8 protein-coding genes are annotated in these 20387 nt (G+C 70.1%); 7 read left to right on the top strand and 1 reads right to left on the bottom strand.

Annotated elements, in window-relative coordinates; genetic code table 11:
• Nucleotides 1-11 precede the first annotated feature (11 nt).
• Nucleotides 12-1619: an ABC transporter substrate-binding protein gene (locus ABD224_RS00745; RefSeq protein ID WP_344045527.1), complete on the bottom strand. Its 1608-nt coding sequence runs from the start codon at nt 1617-1619 to the stop codon at nt 12-14.
• Nucleotides 1620-1903: 284 nt separating this feature from the next.
• Between ABD224_RS00745 and ABD224_RS00750 the strand changes: the two genes are divergently transcribed.
• The 7 genes from ABD224_RS00750 (at nt 1904) to ABD224_RS00780 (ending at nt 20386) form a co-directional block, all read left to right on the top strand.
• Nucleotides 1904-3031 (top strand): 3-hydroxybutyrate oligomer hydrolase family protein, encoded by a 1128-nt coding sequence (locus ABD224_RS00750; protein ID WP_344045529.1) that lies wholly within the window; start codon nt 1904-1906, stop codon nt 3029-3031.
• Between the two features lie 467 nt (nt 3032-3498).
• Nucleotides 3499-4893 carry an MFS transporter gene (locus tag ABD224_RS00755; RefSeq protein WP_344045531.1) on the top strand — a complete coding sequence of 465 codons (1395 nt, stop codon included), beginning with the start codon at nt 3499-3501 and terminating at the stop codon, nt 4891-4893.
• A gap of 400 nt (nt 4894-5293) precedes the next feature.
• Nucleotides 5294-5668 carry a roadblock/LC7 domain-containing protein gene (locus ABD224_RS00760; protein WP_344045533.1) on the top strand — a complete coding sequence of 125 codons (375 nt, stop codon included), beginning with the start codon at nt 5294-5296 and terminating at the stop codon, nt 5666-5668.
• 235 nt (nt 5669-5903) lie between these two features.
• The gene (locus ABD224_RS00765; protein WP_344045535.1) at nt 5904-6281 is read left to right on the top strand and encodes an ArsR/SmtB family transcription factor; all 378 of its coding nucleotides are present in this window, start codon (nt 5904-5906) and stop codon (nt 6279-6281) included.
• A gap of 557 nt (nt 6282-6838) precedes the next feature.
• Nucleotides 6839-13201 carry a protein kinase domain-containing protein gene (locus ABD224_RS00770; protein WP_344045537.1) on the top strand — a complete coding sequence of 2121 codons (6363 nt, stop codon included), beginning with the start codon at nt 6839-6841 and terminating at the stop codon, nt 13199-13201.
• 40 nt (nt 13202-13241) lie between these two features.
• Nucleotides 13242-16211, top strand: a complete 2970-nt coding sequence (locus tag ABD224_RS00775) for a DEAD/DEAH box helicase (protein WP_344045539.1) — start codon at nt 13242-13244, stop codon at nt 16209-16211.
• Nucleotides 16211-20386 carry an Eco57I restriction-modification methylase domain-containing protein gene (locus tag ABD224_RS00780; protein ID WP_344045541.1) on the top strand — a complete coding sequence of 1392 codons (4176 nt, stop codon included), beginning with the start codon at nt 16211-16213 and terminating at the stop codon, nt 20384-20386. Before ABD224_RS00775 ends, ABD224_RS00780 begins: the two co-directional genes overlap by 1 nt.
• Nucleotide 20387: the final 1 nt, after the last annotated feature.

Raw genomic sequence — 20387 nt, forward strand, 5'->3', positions numbered from 1 at the left:
GGGCAGCGGGCTCACTTCTTCGGCCGCCAGGTCTCCGCGTTCCACCAGGGGCCGCTGGCGAAGCCGTGCTCGTGCGGCTCCAGCTGCGTGGTCAGGCCGTCCCAGCGGTCGGCGAGCACATAGACGTGGTCGAGGTGGGTGAGGAAGGTGTAGCCCGGGTTCGCCACGAGTGCGCGCTGGACGGTGGCGTAGGCCGTCCTCCGGGTGGCCTGGTCCTGGCTGCGGCGGCCGGTGTCCAGGGCCCGGTCCACCGCCGGGTCGTCGTAGCGGGCCATGTTGTTGAAGCCGTTGCCGGCGAGGGAGGAGTGCAGCAGGGTGTACAGGCCGAAGTCGGGGTCGCCGACGCTGCCGAACCCGGCGAGGACCGCGTCGTTCTTCATCCGGGGTTCGATGACCTCCCAGGTGGCGCTCTCGGCCCTCACCTCGATGCCGGCCTTCTTCGCGTCGGAGGCGTAGGCGAGGGCGTGGTCCTGGCGGACCTTGTCGCCCGAGGGGTAGAGCAGGGTGAAGGAGGCCCGCCGTCCGTCCTTGACCCGGATGCCGTCCGCCCCGGGCTTCCAGCCGGCGTCGTCCAGGATGCGCCTGGCCCTGGCGAGGTCCTGGGAACGTTCGATGTCCTTGGTGTACCAGGGGTCGTCGACGGGCAGCGGCCCGTACGCCGGGCGGCCCGCGCCGTCGAGGATCTTGTCGACCATGGCCCGGCGGTCCACGGCGGCGTCCAGGGCCCGGCGGATCGCACGGTCGCCGGTGACCTTGTGGGCGGTGGGGAGGGTGACGGTGCGGACGTCGTAGGACTTCGCGCGGTAGGTCTTCTTGTCCTTGTCGTTCTTGAAGGTGGCGGCGAGGTTGGGCGGGAGGACCGCGCCGTCGAGGTCGCCGGAGCGCAGCCGGGTGGCGCGGACGTCGTCGTCCGGGACGATGGCCATGGTCAGCTTCTTGACCTTCGGCTCGCCGCCCCAGTAGTGGGGGTTGGCCTTGAACGTGAGCTTCTCGCCCTTGGACCAGCCGGTCAGGACGTAGGGGCCGGTGCCGACCGGCTTGGTGTTGAAGGAGCCGGTGTTGGGGTCCTGCTTGCCCGCGACGTGCTCGGGGACGATGGGCAGCACCGTGCGTGCCGCGAAGGGCGCGTACGGGTACTTGAGAGTGAAGACGACCTTGTCGTCGCCCTCCGCCCGCACCTCCTTGATGGCGTCGAGTTCGCTCCGGGAGGGGTTGTTCGTCTTCTTGTCGAGGATGGTGCGGTAGGTGAACACCACGTCGGCGGCGGTCAGCGGTTCGCCGTCGCTGAACTTCACCCCGTCCCGGAGGGTGTAGGTGTAGGTGAGGCCCTTGTCGTCGACCTCGGGGAGCGCCTTCGCCAGCGCGGGCTTCAGCTTCAGGTTCGCGTCACGTGCGAGCAGTCCGTCGAAGATCTTGGAGTTGCCGTCCTTGCCGTAGCCCAGCAGCGGGCTGAGGGTGTCCGGTTCCGAGGCCACCCCGATCACGACGGAATCGGCGGCTCCCCCGCCGCCTCCGCCGCCCCCGCTGCCGGTGGGGGCGGAACAGGCCGCCAGCCCTGCCACCAGCGCCGTCGCAACGACGGCAGCTCCGGCGGCTCGTGTGCGTCGGGTCGTCGCCATGTTTCCCCACCCTCTATTACGAGTCATTTGTTCTTGCACATCATATGCAAGTGAGTATGTACGCAGAACTGCCGGTCGAGCAGGCGGGGCAGTGAGAGGCCGAAGCGGAACGCGGTTCCCGGTCGCGGGCCGGGGCGTCTCTCGGGCGAACGGAGCTCCGCAGCAGCGGTGTCGGCGACGGCGGGTCAAGGGCTCCCCTGCGCGCCGGAGCGGCCGAGAACATCGGCACTGTCGGGCACGGGAGCCGACGGCCGGTCAGCGCCGGGTACCGCCGGGGCGGTTCCGTGGGAAACGCGGACTCCGCCCTCCCCTCGTCGACCACCAACACCAACCACGGCTGGAACCACGACGCGCAGTTCGTCATCCGGCTGCCGGACCGCTGGAACGGCGGCCTGGTGGTGGCCGGTACCCCCGGCAACCGGGAGCAGTACGCCAACGACCGGGCCATCGCCGACTGGGTGCTCGCCCGCGGCTACGCCTATGCGGCCACCGACAAGGGCAACACCGGTCCCGCCTTCCACCGTGACGGCGCCCGGCCCGGTGACGCCGTCGCCGAGTGGAACACCCGGCTCACCCAGCTGACCCGGGCCGCCCGCGCGGTGGCCGCCCAGCGGTACCACCGGCCGCCCGCGCGCACCCTGGTCACGGGGATGTCCAACGGCGGTTACCTCGTGCGGTGGCGGCTGGAGAACCACCCCGAGCTGTACGACGGCGGTGTCGACTGGGAGGGCGCCCTCTGGCACGCACAGGGTCCCAATCTGTTCACCTTCCTGCCGCCCGCCCTGCGCCACTACCCCGTCCACGCGGCGGGCGGCCGCGCCGCCGAACGGGCGCGCCGGGAACTGCACCGCGCGGGCTTCCCGGCCGGCTCGGAGTTCCTGTGGCCCTTCCACCACCAGGTCTACTGGGACCTGGCCCAGCGCATCTACCGCGAGGAGTTCGACCCCGGCTTCGACGGCGCGACGGAGGCCGGCACTCCGTACTGCGCCCCCGGGACCCCCGCCTGCGACGCCGACTACGACTACGCCGCCCGTCCCGCCGAGGTCCACCGGGCCGTGCAGCGCGTCGCGCTGACCGGCCGTATCGGCAAACCGCTGATCACCGTCCACGGCACCCTGGACGTCCTGCTGCCCATCAGCAAGAGCTCCGACGTCTATTCCCGCATGGTCCGCGCCTCGGGCCGCGGCTCTCTGCACCGCTCCTACCGCATCGAGGACGGCACGCACACCGACTCCCTCGTCGACGGCTTCCCCGGCCGGCTCCGGCCCCTTCTGCCCTGTCACCGCTCGGCCTTCACCGCCCTGGAGAGCTGGCTCGGCGACGGGCAGCGCCCGCCCTCGAGCCGTACCGTCGCCCGGCCCGAGGACGCCACCTACTCGGAGCTGCTCACCGAGTGCGGCCTCACAGGATGATCACCGCGGTGGCCGGGGCCTGCCGGGACCCACGCCACGGCCGCCCCGTGCCCGCCCTGTGCCCGCTCCGGGCCGCCCCGTGCCCGGTCCGACCTGAGCACCACGGCCTGTAGTGGATGCCCCTACAGATCAACTCCCCATTGTGTTGGCCACATACATAGGTGTGACGTGGCGACCTCCCTACTGTTTCCGGCCATGACAAGCGAATTCCTTGCTCCCAGCGCCCGTTCGGCACTCCCAGGTGCCGATGTGGGTCCGGCGTTCCGAGCCGCTCTGGTCACCGGCGACGGCCGGGGAGCCGGCTGACGACCCGCCCCCTTCGGTGACGCCCCCGCACCGCCCTCGTCCCCACGCCCGCCTCTACGCCCGTCCCCACAACCGGCCCCCCTGTCCGCCCTCACGGCCGCCGCCCCCCACGTCCGTCCCCGTCCCCGCACCCGCACCCGCACCAGAGAACCGGTGATCCCATGACCGAGACCGCAACCGTCAAGCCGGGCGAGCCCCGCTCCGGCGGCATCGCCCGCATCGTCAGTGCGAGCCTGATCGGCACCACGATCGAGTGGTACGACTTCTTCCTCTACGGCTCCGCCGCCGCGCTGGTGTTCAACACCCTCTTCTTCCCGACCGGCGACCCGCTGGTGGGCACGCTGATCGCGTTCGTCACCTACGCGATCGGGTTCCTGGCCCGGCCGCTCGGCGGCGTGGTCTTCGGGCACTTCGGTGACAAGATCGGCCGCAAGAAGCTGCTGGTGCTCAGTCTGCTGATGATGGGCGGCGCCACCTTCGCCATGGGCCTGCTGCCCACCTACGGCACCATCGGCGTCGCCGCCCCGATCCTGCTCACCGTCCTGCGTCTGGTCCAGGGCTTCGCCCTGGGCGGCGAGTGGGGCGGCGCCGTGCTGATCGTCTCCGAGCACGGCGGCCCCGAGCACCGCGGTTTCTGGGCCTCCTGGCCGCAGTCCGGGGCTCCCGGAGGCAACCTGCTGGCCACCGGTGTCCTCGCGCTGCTGGCCGCCGTCCAGTCCGAGCAGGCGTTCCTGTCCTGGGGCTGGCGCGTCCCGTTCCTGCTCTCCGGCATCCTGGTCGTGATCGGACTGTGGATCCGTGTCTCGGTGTCCGAGTCACCAGTCTTCCTCGCCGCCCAGGCCACGGCGGAGGCGGAGGCCGCCAAGGGGGTCAAGGAGAAGGCTCCCGTCGTCGAGGTCTTCCGCCGCAGCCGGCGCGAGGTGCTCGGGGCCGTCGGCGTCCGGTTCGGCGAGAACATCTCCTACTACATCCTCACCTCCTTCGTGCTGGTCTACGTCACCACCCACCTGGACCTGCCGAAGAGCACCGCGCTGAACGCCGTCCTGATCGGCTCCGTCCTCCACTTCTTCACCATCCCGCTGTGGGGAGCGCTCTCCGACCGTCTCGGCCGCAGGCCCGTGACACTGATCGGCTCGGGCGGCATGGCCGTATGGGCGTTCGTCTTCTTCACCCTGGTCGACTCGGAGTCCTTCGCCGTGATCACCCTCTCGGTCACCGTGGGCCTGCTGCTCCACGGCGCGATGTACGGGCCGCAGGCCGCCTTCGTCTCCGAGATGTTCGACACCAGGGTCCGCTACTCCGGGGCCTCCATGGGCTCCCAGCTCGCCTCCATCGTCGCCGGTGCCCTCGCCCCCGTCATCGCCGTCGAACTCCTCAGGAGCTACGACTCCTCGACGCCCATCGCCCTGTACCTCTCCTTCGCCGCGGTGGTCACCACCCTCACCGTCGTCGCCCTCAAGGAGACCCGCGGCCGTGACCTGACCCGCCCGGCGACGGACTCCACGCCGGCCCCACGGGCACAGGAGGCGCCGATCGCCCGTACCGACCCGGCCTGACAGCGGCCACCGGGTGCGGTCCGCCCTGCCGAGGAGGCACTGCCGAGGAGGCACGGGCGGACCGCACGGGCCATCCCCCGTCTCCGGCCCGCGCCGGCGACGGGAGCCGCACTCTCCGCCCTGTTCGACACACGCATTCGGCACGTGGATTCGACACACGAACGGCCTGGCTCCGCCCGGACGCACCCCGGGACGCCGTTCGCGCAACACCCTTCCCCAACAAGTCGGTTGTGATCGCCGAACCGTCCCTCACCGGCATTCTTCGATCAGCGGACGTCACTCCTGAAGACCTTCCCTCGAACACCGGGACGCGCCCCTACGGTGCGGTCACCGGGCGGGACGGCGGCGGCCGCCGTGCTCAGCCGCCCGCCGCATCGACAACCGAATGGGGAGGCCACCAATGGCAAGTGTGGAAGTGTCGCTGAAGGAAATGATGACCGCGATCGAGGGGGCGCTGGGCGCGGCGGTCGTCGACTACACCAGCGGGATGGCCCTGGGAACCCTGGGCGGGGGCAAGGATCTGGACCTGACCGTCGCCGCGGCGGGGAACACGGACGTCATCCGCGCCAAGGTCCGCACCATGGAGCAGCTGGGCCTGCAGAGCCAGATCGAGGACATCCTGATCACGCTCACCGGCCAGTACCACCTGATCCGCCTGGTCACCGGACGCAGCGGCAACGGCCTGTTCCTCTACCTCGTCCTGGACAAGAACCGCTCGAACCTGGCGATGGCCCGCCACCAGCTCAAGCGCATCGAGGAACAGCTCGAGATCTAGGACTTTCCCGCGCCTCGGCCGACGTGCACCCACGACATGAAGACTTCTTCAAGTCACCACATCAGCATGATGCCAAGTCGTGGATGCACACGGCCGGGGGCGAGAAGGATCGGCTGTGCACAGCACATTCCGCGGCGGCGCTCTCCGGGGTGCCGTCGCATCTTTGGACCATTCCCGGTCCTTGGGCCATTCCCGGTCTTTGGACCACCCCCGACGCGACAGGGAGCGAGCACGCATGCAAGTCCCCCTTTACCAGGCCAAGGCGGAGTTCTTCCGCATGCTCGGACACCCTGTGCGCATCAGGGTCCTGGAACTGCTCCAGCACGGTCCCGTGCCGGTGCGGGACCTGCTCGCCGACATCGAGATCGAGCCGTCCAGCCTCTCGCAGCAGCTGGCGGTGCTGCGGCGGTCCGGCATCGTCGTGTCCACCCGGGAGGGATCCACCGTCCGCTACGCGCTCGCCGGCGGCGACGTCGCCGAGCTGCTGCGCGCGGCCCGGCGCATCCTCACCGACCTCCTGGTGGGCCAGAACGAACTGCTCGCCGAACTCCGCCAGACCGACGACGGCCGCACCGCCCCGGCCACCATGCCCACCGGCACCGGCCCTTCGTAGCATCTGGCCGGCCAGGGCCGGTTCCACCATGGTGCTGCGACAGAGGGCGTACGCCGGCCCGAATCACGAGGAGTGACCGCGGCCCCGTCTGGGGCCGCCCCTCCACGACGCCTCCCGCGACCGCGTCGGCGCCACATCATCACAGGCCCACCCCTCATTCCCTCGCCTTTCGGCGGCGGCGAAACAGGACGACGCCTTCGACCGCGTCGAGACACTCACACCGAAGCGGCCGTTTCAGCCCGCGTCGCAGAGGCGGACGTCCACGACCAGAAGGCGAGGGACGGGGAAAGAAATCGGCGTCCCACGTCCACCGCGCACAGCGCACCGTGCATCGGCACCGCTGTGCACCACTCCCCTGTCAACCACTCCCCTTTCAAGAGCCAAGGGGAGACGATGAACCTCCTGACCGACACCACTGACCGCTTGTCATCCGACACCCCACCAACAGTCCGTTGATAACGTCAACGTAAAGATCTGACCCCTGTCAACAGACGAAGGTGTACGCTCCCTGCGGGGATGCCCCACTGTGCAGGTGACAGGTGAAGCGGGGAGGGCCAGTGAGTCTGGAGACGGTCGCCGGACGGTTCCGGATCACGGGAATCGTGGGGCGCGGGAACATGGGCGAGGTGCACCGGGCCGAAGACCTCCAGGCCGCCCCGGACTCCCCGCACCGGGAGGTCGCGGTGAAGACCGTGCTGCGCAGCCGGACCGGCGTCGCGGTCGACACCACCGGGACCGGCAAGGAGATCGACCGCTTCCGCCGCGAAGTGCGGATCATGCGCATGCTCTCCCAGGGCCACCCGAACCTCACCCTGCTGATCGACGGCGGTGTGGACCGGGCGCCGGGCGGCAGCGGCCTGCCCTATCTGGCCATGGAACTGCTGGACGGTCATCCGCTCGCGGACCTCATCGCCGAGGAGCCCCAGCTCCCGGTCTCCTGGACCGCGGCCGTCGGGGCGCAGATCGCCGCCGGTCTCGCCGCCGCGCACACCGCCGGGGTCGTCCACCGCGATCTGAAGCCGGCCAATGTGATGCTGACCCGCGACGGCACCGTCAAGGTCCTCGACTTCGGCATGGGCTCGGTCGTCGACGATCCCGACCAGACACGGCTGACCAGCACCGGAGTCGGCGTCGGCACGGCCCGCTACATGGCGCCCGAGCAGTTCCGCGCCGAGCGGGTCTTTGCCGCGGCCGACCTCTACGCACTCGGCTGCATCCTGTACGAACTGCTGGTGGGACGGCCGCCGTTCTCCGCCAGGACCGCCTATGAACTCGCCGAACAGCACCAGCACCAGCAGCCGCCGCGCCTGACCCTGGTGCGCCCGGACCTGCCCGCCGAACTGGTCCGGCTGGTGGACCGCCTCCTGGAGAAGGACGCCGACCTGCGCCCCGAGAACGCCGCCCTGGTGCGCGAGGCGCTGGTCCCGCTCGCGCTCGCGCCGGACGACACGGCCGCCCTGCTGGCTCCGTACTGGCAGGAGATGGACCCGGTGGCGCGGCTGCGCGCGCTGGTCTCCGAGCCCACCACCCCCGCCGCCCCGGCGCCCGCGCCGCGCAGACAGCCGCGTCTGCCCGAGACGATGGACGTCTTCGGCATCCACGCCGACCTGATCGGCGAGTACGAGAAGTTCACCAAGAGCGGGACCGTGATCCGGGACGCCCGGATCGCCGAATTCGTCGAGAACGACCTGGCGGCGAAGTCGCAGTGGCCCGACCCGTGGCTGTCGCTGAATCCGTTCTTCGCCGACGGCGGCCAGGTCACCGATCTGGTGCGGGACGGGGTGCTGCACCCCAAGTGCGCGGAGATCTTCCAGGCCGGCAAGAAGGAGAACTCGCCGCGTCCGGACGGCCGGCCGCTGACCTTCCACCTCCACCAGCGTCAGGCGATCGAGGCGGCGCAGGCGGGCGACTCCTATGTGCTCACCACCGGCACCGGATCCGGCAAGTCGCTGGCGTACATCGTCCCGATCGTCGACCGGGTGCTGAGGGAACGCGAGGCGGCGGGGCCGGACGCGGGGGGCCGGGTCCGCGCGATCGTCGTCTACCCGATGAACGCCCTGGCCAACTCGCAGCTCGGTGAGCTGGAGAAGTATCTGCGCCACGGTTTCGGCAAGGGCCGCGAGCCGGTCACCTTCGCCCGCTACACCGGTCAGGAGTCCGAGGAGGAGCGCCGGGAGCTGCGGAAGAACCCTCCGGACATCCTGCTGACCAACTACGTGATGCTGGAGCTGATGCTGACCCGGCCGGACGACCGCTCCAGTCTGATCCGCATGGCCGAGGGGCTGCAGTTCCTCGTCTTCGACGAGCTGCACACCTACCGGGGCCGGCAGGGCGCGGACGTGGCGTTCCTGATCCGCCGGGTCCGTGAGGCCTGCCGGGCCTCCGAGACCCTGCAGTGCATCGGCACCTCGGCGACCATGTCCACCGAGGGCACCTGGGAGGACCAGCAGCGCGAGGTGGCCAGGGTCGCCGGCCGGCTGTTCGGGACGACGGTGCTGCCGAAGCGGGTCATCGGCGAGACCCTGGTCCGGGCGACCGAGGAGGCTCCCGAGACCGTGCCCGCCGAGCGGCTGCGGCTGCCCGCCCCGCCCCGCGCGTACGAGGCGCTGACGAAGGACCCGCTGGCCCGCTGGCTGGAGTCCCGGTTCGGCCTGGAGCCCGAGGAGGGCACCGGGCGGCTGCGCCGCCGTGCCCCGGGCACCGTAGAGGAAGCGGCGGCCGAGCTGTCCGCGCAGTCCGGGGTGCCCGAGGAGACCGTGCGCGAGGCGATCCGGTCGACCCTGGAGGCGGGTGCACAGGCCATGAATCCGAGGACGGAACGGCCGTTGTTCGCGTTCCGGCTGCACCAGTTCCTCTCCAAGGGCGACACCGTCTACACGACGCTGGAGGATCCGCTCACCCGGCCGCTGACCCGCACCTACCAGGTGGAGCATCCGGACAGCGACGGCAAGCCGCTGTTCCCGCTGGCGTTCTGCCGTGAGTGCGGCCAGGAGTACCTGACCGTCTGGCGCACCGAGGAGGGCGGCACGTTCCGGTACGAGCCGCGCCGGGACACCTCCGCCTCCGGGGGCCGCGAGGGCGAGGGCTACCTGTACCTGGGCGTGCCCGGGGAGGACTACGAGTGGCCGGCCGATCCGCAGAAGGCCGTCGACGACCGGCGGCTGCCGGAGGCGTGGCTGGAGCCGGACGCGCAGGGCGTGATGGTCGTCAGGAAGTCCTACCGGCACCGGGTGCCCAGGCGCGTCGTCGTGGACGCCCACGGCAACGAGTCGGGCGAGGGCCTGGCGGCGGCGTTCATCCCGGCGCCGTTCCTGTTCTGCGTGCACTGCCAGGTCTCCTACGAGCAGACCCGCGGCCGGGACTTCGCCAAGCTGGCCACCCTGGACCAGGAGGGGCGTTCCTCGGCGACCTCGCTGATCTCCGCGTCGATCGTGCGGTCCCTGCGGGCGGTGCCCGAGGAGAGCCTGAGCAAGGAGGCGCGCAAGCTCCTCACCTTCGTCGACAACCGGCAGGACGCCTCGCTCCAGGCCGGGCACTTCAACGACTTCGTGCAGGTGACGCAGTTGCGCGGCGCCCTGTACCAGGCCGCGGTGCAGGCGGGCGAGGAGGGGCTGCGCCACGACGACCTCGCCAAGGCCGTCACCGAGGTGATGGGGCTGACGCCCCGTGACTACGCGGCGGGCACGAACCTGACTCCGTCCCTGGAGCGCAGGGCGACGAAGGTCTTCCGGGACGTCGTCGGCTACCGCCTCTACCGCGACCTGGAGCGCGGCTGGCGCATCACCATGCCGAACCTGGAGCAGACGGGGCTGCTGCGGATCGACTACGAGGACCTGAGATGGGTCGCCGAGCAGCCGGACCGCTGGCAGAGCACGCACAAGGTGCTGCGCACGGCGGATCCGGCGCTGCGCGAGGAGGTCTCCCGTACGCTGCTCGACCACATGCGGCGGCACCTCGCCATCGATGTGCAGTACTTCCGTGACGACTTCGACGTCCTCAAGCGGGCCAGCGAGGAGCGTCTCACCGGGCCGTGGGTGCTCAGCGACAGCGACCAGCCCGCCGTCGGCACCGCCTACCCGTACGGGTCGAAGCCGGGCATGGAGCGTTCCGCGCTGTTCCTGTCGGCGCGCGGCAAGTTCGGCAGGTATCTGCGCCGGAACATGCCCGAACTGCGCGGCCTTCCCCTGGAGGACGTCCAGACCGTCATCGAGGACCTGCTGAAGGTGCTGCGGGACGCGGACCTGGTGCGCGAGGTGGACACGACTCCCGAGCCCTCCGGGCCGGTCCGCCGCCGTCGCACGACGGAGCGGCGCACCGGCTACCGGGTGGCGGCCTCCGCCCTGATCTGGCGGGCCGGCAGCGGGGAGCGGGGCGTGATCGACCCGCTGGAGCGCACCTACAACAGCGGCGAGGGCCCGCGCGTCAACCCGTTCTTCCGCGACCTGTACCGCACCGCGGCCGCCGAGCTGGCCGACCTGTACGCGCGGGAGCACACCGCCCAGGTCGCCCCGGAGGACCGGCTGGAGCGCGAGCGGCAGTTCAGCGACGCGAAACTGCCCCTGCTGTACTGCTCGCCGACGATGGAACTGGGCGTGGACATCTCCGACCTCAACGCGGTGCTGATGCGCAACGTACCGCCGACTCCGGCGAACTACGCGCAGCGCTCGGGCCGGGCGGGCCGCTCGGGTCAGCCCGCGCTGGTCGTCACGTACTGCGCGACGGGCAACAGCCACGACCAGTACTACTTCCGCCGCTCGCAGGACATGGTGTCGGGGCAGGTGGCCCCGCCGCGCCTGGACCTGGCCAACGAGGACCTGGTGCGCTCCCATCTGCAGAGCATCTGGCTGGCGGAGACCGGCATGAAGCTCGGCACCGCGATCCCGGACGTCATCGACGTCGCCTACGACCCCGAGGGCGGCGACCGCCCCGACCCGCGGATGGAGCTGCCGCTCCACCCCCACATCCGCGACCTGTCCCTGGACGAGGGCGCCCGCAGGCGCGCGATCGCCGCCGCCCGCACCGTCCTCGCCCCGCTGATCGCGGACTTCGAGGCCACCACCTGGTGGTACGACGAGTGGATCGAGGACCGGATCGAGCAGGCCCCGAAGGAGTTCGACGCCGCCTTCAACCGGTGGCGCGACCTGTTCCGGGCGGCCGTGATCGACCAGTACGAGCAGAACAAGCGCGTCGTCGACCACACCCTCTCCCCGGGGGAGCAGAGCCGGGCGCGCTCCCGTCGCCGGGAGGCCGAGACACAGACGAATCTGCTGCTGAACCGCTCCGTCGACAGCAAGTCGATCATGAGCGACTTCAACCCGTACCGCTATCTGGCCTCCGAGGGATTCCTGCCCGGCTACAGCTTCCCGCGGCTGCCGCTGGCCGCGTACATTCCCCGCTCCGGCAACCGCCGCAACGCCGACGGGGACTATCTGCAGCGTCCCCGGTTCCTGGCGATCCGTGAGTTCGGCCCCGGCGCGCTCATCTACCACGAGGGCGCCCGCTACCAGGTCACCCGGGTCCAGCTGCCGCCGGACGCCTCGGGCGAGCTGCCGACGTCGGAGGCACGGCGCTGCGACGGCTGCGGCTACCACCACGAGGTCAAGGCCGGCACCGACATCTGCGTGATGTGCGGCGAGCAGCTGAAGGGCAAGCGCACCGGCCTGCTCCATCTGCACACCGTGTACACCACGCCGCGCGAGCGGATCTCCTCCGACGAGGAGGAGCGCCGCCGGGCCGGTTTCCGTCTGGAGACATCGTACGCGTTCCAGGACCACGGCGCCCGCAAGGGACGGCTGACCTCGCACGTCACCGATGCCGAGGGCGCCCCCGTCCTCGACCTGGACTACGGCGACTCCGCCACCGTCCGCATCACCAACCTCGGCCGTGTCCGTTCCAAGGAGGGCGAGCCGGACGGCTACTGGCTGGACCTGGGTGACGGCCGCTGGCTCAACGACCGGGCCGCCGCGGACGCCATCGAGGACACCGGCATGTCGGTGGTCGACGAGGACGGCAACGAGAAGCACCGCAAGAAGCGGGTCCTGCCCTTCGTGCAGGACCGCCGCAACATCCTTGTGGTCACCCTGGACGAGCCGCAGCCCGAGCCGGTGGCCCTGTCGTTCCTGTACGCGCTGGAGCGGGGCATCGAGGCGGCGTTCGAGCTGGAGGACTCCGAGCTGACCGCGGAGCTGCTGCCGCCGGAGAACGGCCCGCGCCGCCGCATGCTGTTCACCGAGGCCGCCGAGGGCGGCGCCGGTGTGCTGCGCCGCATCCAGCACGACAAGGACGCCCTCGCCAAGGCCGCCCGGACCGCCCTGGAGATCTGCCACTTCGACCCGGACACCGGCGAGGACGAGGGCGGTCCGAAGGGCGGCGAGAAGTGCGCCTGCGGCTGCTACTCCTGCCTGCTGACGTACGCCAACCAGACGCACCACCGCCAGCTGGACCGGCACGCGGCCCGCCCGTTGCTGCTGCGGCTGGCCGGTGCCCGCACCGAGCGGGAGGACCGCGGCGAGTCCCGCAGCGAGCGGTTCCGCAGGCTCGCCCCGGCGGCCGGCACCGCGCCCGCCGCCTCCGCGGGCGCCGCCCCGGCGTCGGCCCCGACCCCGGTGGAGGCGGACCTGGCGGACCTCGTCGCACGCGGCGACCTGCTGGGCTGGCTGAAGGCGAAGAACTACCGGCTGCCGGACGAGGCGGACACCTACATCGAGGCGGCGAAGGCGCGCCCCGACTTCGTCTTCCACCTGGACGGCGCCGACCTCGCCGTGTTCGTCGACATTCCCGGCCGCCCGGCCGACTCCACCCGCGACCTCGAGGCCGGCTACCGCCTGGAGGAGGCCGGCTGGGACGTCCTGCGCTTCCCGACGGACGCGGACTGGGACGCCATCGTCGACCACAACGCCTCCTACTTCCACCTCCGTTGACCGCCCGCCCACGCTTGACCCCGAGGAACCGAGACATCTCATGAGCCCCACGTACACAGCCGGCTCGCTGGTCGCCGCCCGCGGCCGGGAATGGGTGGTGCTGCCCGAGAGCGCCCCCGACATGCTGGTGCTGCGCCCGCTGGGCGGGAGCGAGGACGACATCGCGGCCGTCTTCCCCGCGTTCGAGGACGTACGCCCCGCCGAGTTCGCGGCGCCGAGCCCGGACGACCTGGGCGACCAGCGGGCAGCCGGACTGCTGCGCACCGCGCTGCGCATCGGATTCCGGTCCGGCGCGGGCCCGTTCCGCTCCCTGGCGTCGATCGCCGTGGAACCCCGCGCCTACCAGCTGGTGCCGCTGCTGATGGCGCTGCGGATGCGGACGGTGCGGCTGCTGATCTCGGACGACGTCGGCATCGGCAAGACCGTCGAGGCGGGCCTGATCGCCAAGGAGCTGCTCGCCCAGGGCGAGGCGACCCGGCTGGCCGTGCTGTGCTCCCCGGCGCTGGCCGAGCAGTGGCAGACCGAGCTGCGGGAGAAGTTCGGCATCGACGCCGAACTGGTCCTGGCCTCCACGGTGTCACGTCTGGAACGCGGCCTGGACCTGGGCCAGTCCCTGTTCGACAGGCACCCCTTCACGATCATCTCGACGGACTTCATCAAGGCGGCCCGCCACCGCGAGGACTTCGTACGGCACTGCCCCGACCTGGTGATCGTCGACGAGGCCCACACCTGCGTGGCCGACGACGAGCAGGGCGGCACGTCCTCCGCCTCGCACCAGCTCCGCTACGAGCTGCTGCGCAGGATCTCCGCCGACACCGACCGCCATCTGCTGCTGCTGACCGCGACCCCGCACTCCGGCAAGGAGTCCGCGTTCCGCAACCTGCTCGGCCTGGTGCGGCCCGAACTGGCCGGCCTGAACCTGGAGACCCCGGCGGGACGGGCGAAGCTCGCCGAGCACTTCGTGGCCCGCAAGCGCGCCGACGTCCGCCACTACCTCACCAAGGAGGACGGTCTCTCCGACGACTCCCTCGCGGAGCGGACGGCCTTCCCGTCCGACCGCTGGACGAAGGACGAGCCGTACCGGCTGACCCCCGCCTACCGGGCGCTGCTCGACGACGCCATCGCCTACGCCCGGGACCGCGTCGAGGCGGCCGGCGAGCAGGGCAAGCGGGAGGCCCGGATCGCCTGGTGGTCGGTGATCGCGCTGCTGCGCTCGATGGTCTCCTCCCCGGCGGCCGCCGCGCAGACCCTGAGGACCCGCTCCGAGTCCGCCGCCGCCCGCACCGCGCACGAGGCGGACGTGCTCGGCGCCCCGGTGGCCGCCGACTCCGCGGACAGCGACCGGCTGGAGGGCATGGACGTCGCGCCGGGCGCCGCCGAGTCGGAGCAGGCCGGGGACCGGCTGCTCGAACTCGCCCGGCGCGCCGAGGAGCTGGCCGGTCCGGCGCAGGACGCGAAACTGAAGGCGCTCATCCGCCATCTGAAGGACCTGCTCGCCGACGGCTACCACCCGATCGTCTTCTGCCGCTACATTCCCACCGCGGAATACCTCGCCGAGCAGCTCGACGGGAAGCTCGGCAAGAAGACGAAGATCGCCGCCGTGACCGGCACCCTCTCCCCGCAGCAGCGCCTGGAGCGCATCGAGGAACTCGCCGCCGGATCCGCCGAGGAGGCTGACGACCCGGCCGTGCACCGTGTGCTGATCGCCACCGACTGCCTCTCCGAGGGCGTCAACCTCCAGCACCACTTCGACGCCGTCGTCCACTACGACCTCGCCTGGAACCCTACCCGCCACGACCAGCGCGAGGGCCGTGTCGACCGCTACGGCCAAAAGCGCGACCACGTCCGCGTCATCACCATGTACGGCGAGGACAACGGCATCGACGGCAAGGTCCTGGAGGTGCTGTTCAAGAAGCACCGGCAGATCAAGAAGGACCTGGGCATCTCCGTCTCCGTCCCCGACGAGACCGCCTCCGGCGTCACCGACGCCGTCGTGGAGTGGCTGCTGCTGCACGGCCGGCAGGGCAGCCAGGAGAGCCTGTTCGAGCTGCCCGGCCACCAGGAGTCGTTCGACCGCCTCGAACGCGAGTGGACCTCGGCCGCCGAGCGGGAGAAGACCTCCCGCTCCAAGTACGCCCAGCGCGCCATCCACCCGGAGGAGGTGGCCCGCGAGGTCGCCGCCGTACGGGCCGCGCTCGGCGGCGCCGAGGAGGTCCGCGAGTTCGCCCTGGAGGCGCTGCGCGACCTGGACGCCCTGGTCCGCGACCCGCGCGACGGCTCCGGCGACTTCACCGCCCAGGTCGGCGGCACTCCGGCCGGGCTGCGCGACGCGCTCGCCGCCGTCCTCGGCGGCCGGCTCGTCGAGGAGGACCGCGAGATCCCGTTCCGCACCACTCCGGCGATCGCCCGCGGCGAGGCCGCCCTGGTCCGCACCGACCCGGTGATCGGCGCCCTCGCCTCGTACGTCCTGGACTCGGCGCTGGACGCGAACACCCCCGGCCCTCGCCCGGCCCGCCGCTGCGGTGTGATCACCACGGACGCGGTCAGCATCCGCACCACGCTGCTGCTGGTGCGCTACCGCTTCCACCTCACTCTGCCGTCCCGTTCCGGCGAGCGGCAGCTGGTCGCCGAGGACGCCCGTCTGCTCGCCTACGAGGGCCTGCCCTCGCGCGCCCGCTGGCTGGACGACGACGCGGCGACCGCGCTCCTCTCCGCCCGCGCCACCGCCAACACCCATGAGCAGCGGGCCCGCAACCAGATCACCCGCGACCTGGACGGCCTGCCGGAGCTGGCCGGCCACCTCGCCGAGTACGGCAGGCGCCTGGCCGCCGAGCTCGACGCCTCGCACCGCCGGGTGCGCAAGGCCAACGAGGAGATCGTCCGCGGCCTGAAGGTCGTCCCGCAGGAGCCCGCCGACGTCCTCGGCGTGTATGTGTACCTGCCGCAGCAGCCCGCCACGCCCGTCTCCCCCGCCGCGTCCGCCTCTACCGTGTCCGGAGCCGAAGCCTGATGTCCGCCGCCACCCGCACCGCCCTGGCCTTCACCGCCGTCACCACGGTCGGCGGTCTGCTCCCCGCCGACATGCTGCTGCGCATCGCCGAGGCGCGGAACCTGCCGGGCACCAAGTCCGCCGACTACGGCCTGCCCGCCTCGGTGCCCGTGCGCGACGAGGCCGAGCGCGCCTGGGAGTACCTCAAGCCGCTCTGGCGCGACCTGCGCACCGCCCTGCCCTCCGACCCCACGACCGGCGCACCCGCCGCCGACCCCACCGGCCGGGCCCACACCGACTGGCTCGCCCAGCTCTTCCGCAAGCTGGACTTCGGCACGCTGACGGAGGTCGGCCCGGACGGCATCCCCGCCGACTCCGACCCGGACAAGCGCTTCCCGGTCTCCCACCGCCACGGCCCGGCGCTGATCCACCTCATCCCCTGGAACCAGGAGCTCGACAAGCGCCCGGCCCCCGGCCAGGTCCCGGCCCAGTCCATGCTCCAGGACTGCCTCAACCGCACCGAGGCCCACCTGTGGGCGATCCTCACCAACGGCCGCCGCCTGCGCCTGCTGCGCGACTCCTCGTCCTTCTCCACGGCCGCCTACGTCGAGTTCGACCTCGAAGCCATCTTCGACGGCGAGCTGTTCAGCGAGTTCGTACTGCTGTACTGCCTGCTGCACGCGTCTCGATTCGAGGTGCCGGAGGGGGCGGCGCCTTCGGGGTGCTGGCTGGAGAAGTGGCGCACGGTCGCCATCGAGTCCGGCAGCCGGGCCCTCGACCACTTCCGCGACGGCGTCCAGGCCGCCCTCACCGCCCTCGGCACCGGCTTCCTGAAGCACCCGCACAACACCGCGCTCCGCGAGAACTTGGACGTCTACGCCTTCCAGAAGGCGCTGCTCCGGCTCGTCTACCGCATGATCTTCCTCTTCGTCACCGAGGATCGGGGCGTCCTGCTGGACCCCGAGGCGGACGAGCGGACCCGGGAGCGCTTCACCCGCTACTTCTCGACCGCTCGCCTCCGCCGGCAGGCCTTGCGCCGCCTGGGCACCGCCCACGACGACCAGTACCGCGTCCTGGAGCTGCTGTTCGAGGCGCTGGGCTCCGAGGAGGGCCGTCCCGAGCTGGGCTTGAAGGGACTCGGCGGTCTCTTCAACAACAGCCCCGACGACGCGCCCCTGCACGGCGCACGGCTGGCCAACCGCCATCTGTTCGAGGCCGTCAAGCACCTGGCACGCGTGCGGGACGCCGGCTCCGGCCGCTGGCGCCCGGTCGATTACGCGCACATGGGGGCCGAGGAACTCGGCTCGGTGTACGAGGCGCTGCTGGAGCTGGTGCCCAAGCACAGCGCCGCCGACCGCACCTTCGAACTGGTCGACCGTATCGGCAACGACCGGAAGAAGACAGGCAGTTACTACACCCCGTCCCCGCTCACCGAGGCACTGCTCGACTCGACGCTGAACCCGGTCATCGACGACGCCGTCAAGCGCGGGGAGCAGCGCGCGAGCGCCGAGAAGTGCCCGGACCCCACCGACACGATCGTCAAGGAACTTCTCTCCCTCACGGTCTGCGACCCCGCCTGCGGGTCGGGCCACTTCCTCGTGGCGGCGGCCCGCCGCATCGCCAAACGCATTGCCGCCGTGCGCGAGCACACCCCCGAGCCCACGGCCAAGTCCGTGCGCCACGCCCTGCACGAGGTCGTGGCACGGTGCGTGTACGGCGTCGACCTCAATCCCATGGCGGTCGAACTGGCCAAGGTGTCGCTGTGGCTGGAAGCCATGGAACCGGGCAAGCCCCTCAGCTTCCTGGACGCACACATCAAGCACGGCAACGGCCTGATCGGGGCGACCCCGGCCCTGATGCGGGACGGCATCCCGGACCGGGCGTTCAAGAAGACCGAGGGTGACGACGAAGGGTGCGTCAAGAGGCTGCTAGCCGACAACGAGAAGCAGCGTGCTGGCCAGGACAGCCTGTTTGATTTCGAGACAGAGACGAAGGTCACCAACACATCCTTCGCTCGCGGACTGCGTCGCATCACCGCAGCCCCGGCCGACAGCCTCACCGACATCCGCCGCAAGGAGGCCGCTTACCGCGAATGGTCGACCTCCGCTGAATACAAGCACGCCCTGCATCTGGCGAACGCCTGGTGCGCGGCCTTCGTCTGGCTCAAGCGCGAGGACGCGCCTCCGGCCATCACGCACAAGGTGTTCCGGGGCCTGGAGGACCCTGAGGGCAAGGCCGCACCGAAGTCGACCCACGACGAGATCGACCGCTTGCGCAAACAGTACGCCTTCTTCCACTGGCACCTGGAGTTTCCCGAGATCTTCACGGTCCCGGAGAACGGCGAGACGTCGACGGATGCGGGCACGGTCAACCCCGCCACGGGATGGTCCGGCGGTTTCTCGTGTGTAGTGGGCAATCCACCGTGGGATCGTTCCGAATTCGAGGACAAGAAGTACTTCAGCGTGGTGGAACCGTCCATCGCGGAACTGTCAGGCGCTGCCATGCGCAGGCGGATCACTGAATGGCTTCAGGAAAACCCAGAAGAAGCAGAACGGTATCAGACCGCCCGTCGAACACTGAAGTCAACCTTCATGTTCGCAGCGAATTCAGGCGTCTTCCCTCTGTGCGCACAGGGACTCACGGCTGGTGGAGTCACCAAGCTCCAAACGGACCAGTTGTTCACCGAGCTCTTTTCATCCTTGTGCAGCCCAACCGGTCGCTTCGGCTCCATCATCCCGACCGCCATCGCCACGAACGCTGGTGGGCAGTTCCTGTTTGGTGACTTTGTGCGCAGAGGAGTACTGGCGTCGCTACTGGACTTCGAGAATCGACGCCCCAAGTCTCCCGCATTGCCGAAGGGAGGAAAGTGGTTCGAGAGCGTGCACTCCAGCTACAAATTCTGCTTGCTCTCCCTCACAGGGCGAGCTGCACGCGCGGACACCAGCCGTATTGGCTTCTTCCTCTCCGACATCACCGACCTGGACGATTCCGAACGTGTCTTTGCAATGACACCGGAGGACCTCGCACTCATCAACCCAAACACTGGAACTTTGCCGATCTTCCGCAATCGGCGAGACGCAAATCTTACAACAGGAGTCTACCGGCGCTTCCCAGTACTACAGAACGAAGCAGCACGAGACGGTAACTCCTGGAAAATCGATTTCAAATACATCTTCCGTAGCGCCAACGATAGAGATATCCTGCGCACGCGCGACGAATTGGAGGAAGATGGCTGGCAGCTGCAAGGCAACACCTTCGTGCGTGGCGACGAACGTATGCTGCCTTTGTACGAGGCAAAAATGGTTGACTTCTTCAATCACCGTGCTGCCGACGTCGTCAAGAGCCTGACCGCTGTCAACCGGCAGAATCAGCCCAGGTACCTGTCTGCGAAGGAACTACAGGACCCGACGCGACAAGCCCTGCCTCTCAACTGGGTTCAGGACACTGGAACAGTTTCAACACCGCGGAATGGCCGCGACGTCGAGGTACCCGGAGTCAGTATGCGTCTGGCAGAGGCTCGCTGGGAACGCGACTGGCTCTGCGGCTGGTGTGATGTGACTGCTTCAACCAACGAACGCACCGCCATTCCCGCCTTCATTCCCCGGGTAGCTACGCTACACACTTACCCGCTGATGCTGCCCCGTGTCGCGCCTCCGCTGGTCGCAGCCCTAATTGCCGCTCAATCCTCCTTGGTCTTCGACTTCGTTAGTCGTCAGAAGATCAGCGACGCCCACATGAAGCTCTTCATCTGGAAGCAGCTTCCTGTCCCTACCCCCGCACAGCTCGGACCCCACCTCCCATTCCTCCTCCCCCGTGTCCTTGAACTCGTCTACACCGCTTACGACATGACCCCGCTCGCCCGTGACCTGGGCGACGAGGGCGAACCGTTCCAGTGGGACGAGGACCGTCGTGCGCAGCTGCGCGCTGAGCTGGACGCATACTTCTTCCACCTCTACGGGATCTCCCGCGAGGACACCGACTACATCCTGGAGTCCTTCCAGTCGGAGTCGGGCGGTCTGAAGAACAACGAGATCGCCAAATTCGGCGAGTACCGCACCAAGCGGCTCGTCCTCGCCGAGTACGACCGGATGGCTGCTGCTGGCCTGACGTTGGAGAACCCTCTTGTTGAAGGCGAGGGGGGCAACTATCGCTCCACTCTCAACCCGCCGCCCGGCCAGGGGCCCCGGCACGGCTGAT

The organism is Streptomyces thermoalcalitolerans (assembly GCF_039525155.1).
Lineage (GTDB): Bacteria > Actinomycetota > Actinomycetes > Streptomycetales > Streptomycetaceae > Streptomyces > Streptomyces thermovulgaris.

Bases quoted from the DNA above. Each gene is read 5' to 3' on its own strand.
- ABD224_RS00765 (WP_344045535.1), top strand. From the start codon at position 5,904: ATGCAAGTCCCCCTTTACCAGGCCAAGGCGGAGTTCTTCCGCATGCTC.
- ABD224_RS00745 (WP_344045527.1), bottom strand. From the start codon at position 1,619: ATGGCGACGACCCGACGCACACGAGCCGCCGGAGCTGCCGTCGTTGCG.
- ABD224_RS00775 (WP_344045539.1), top strand. From the start codon at position 13,242: ATGAGCCCCACGTACACAGCCGGCTCGCTGGTCGCCGCCCGCGGCCGG.
- ABD224_RS00760 (WP_344045533.1), top strand. From the start codon at position 5,294: ATGGCAAGTGTGGAAGTGTCGCTGAAGGAAATGATGACCGCGATCGAG.
- ABD224_RS00780 (WP_344045541.1), top strand. From the start codon at position 16,211: ATGTCCGCCGCCACCCGCACCGCCCTGGCCTTCACCGCCGTCACCACG.
- ABD224_RS00755 (WP_344045531.1), top strand. From the start codon at position 3,499: ATGACCGAGACCGCAACCGTCAAGCCGGGCGAGCCCCGCTCCGGCGGC.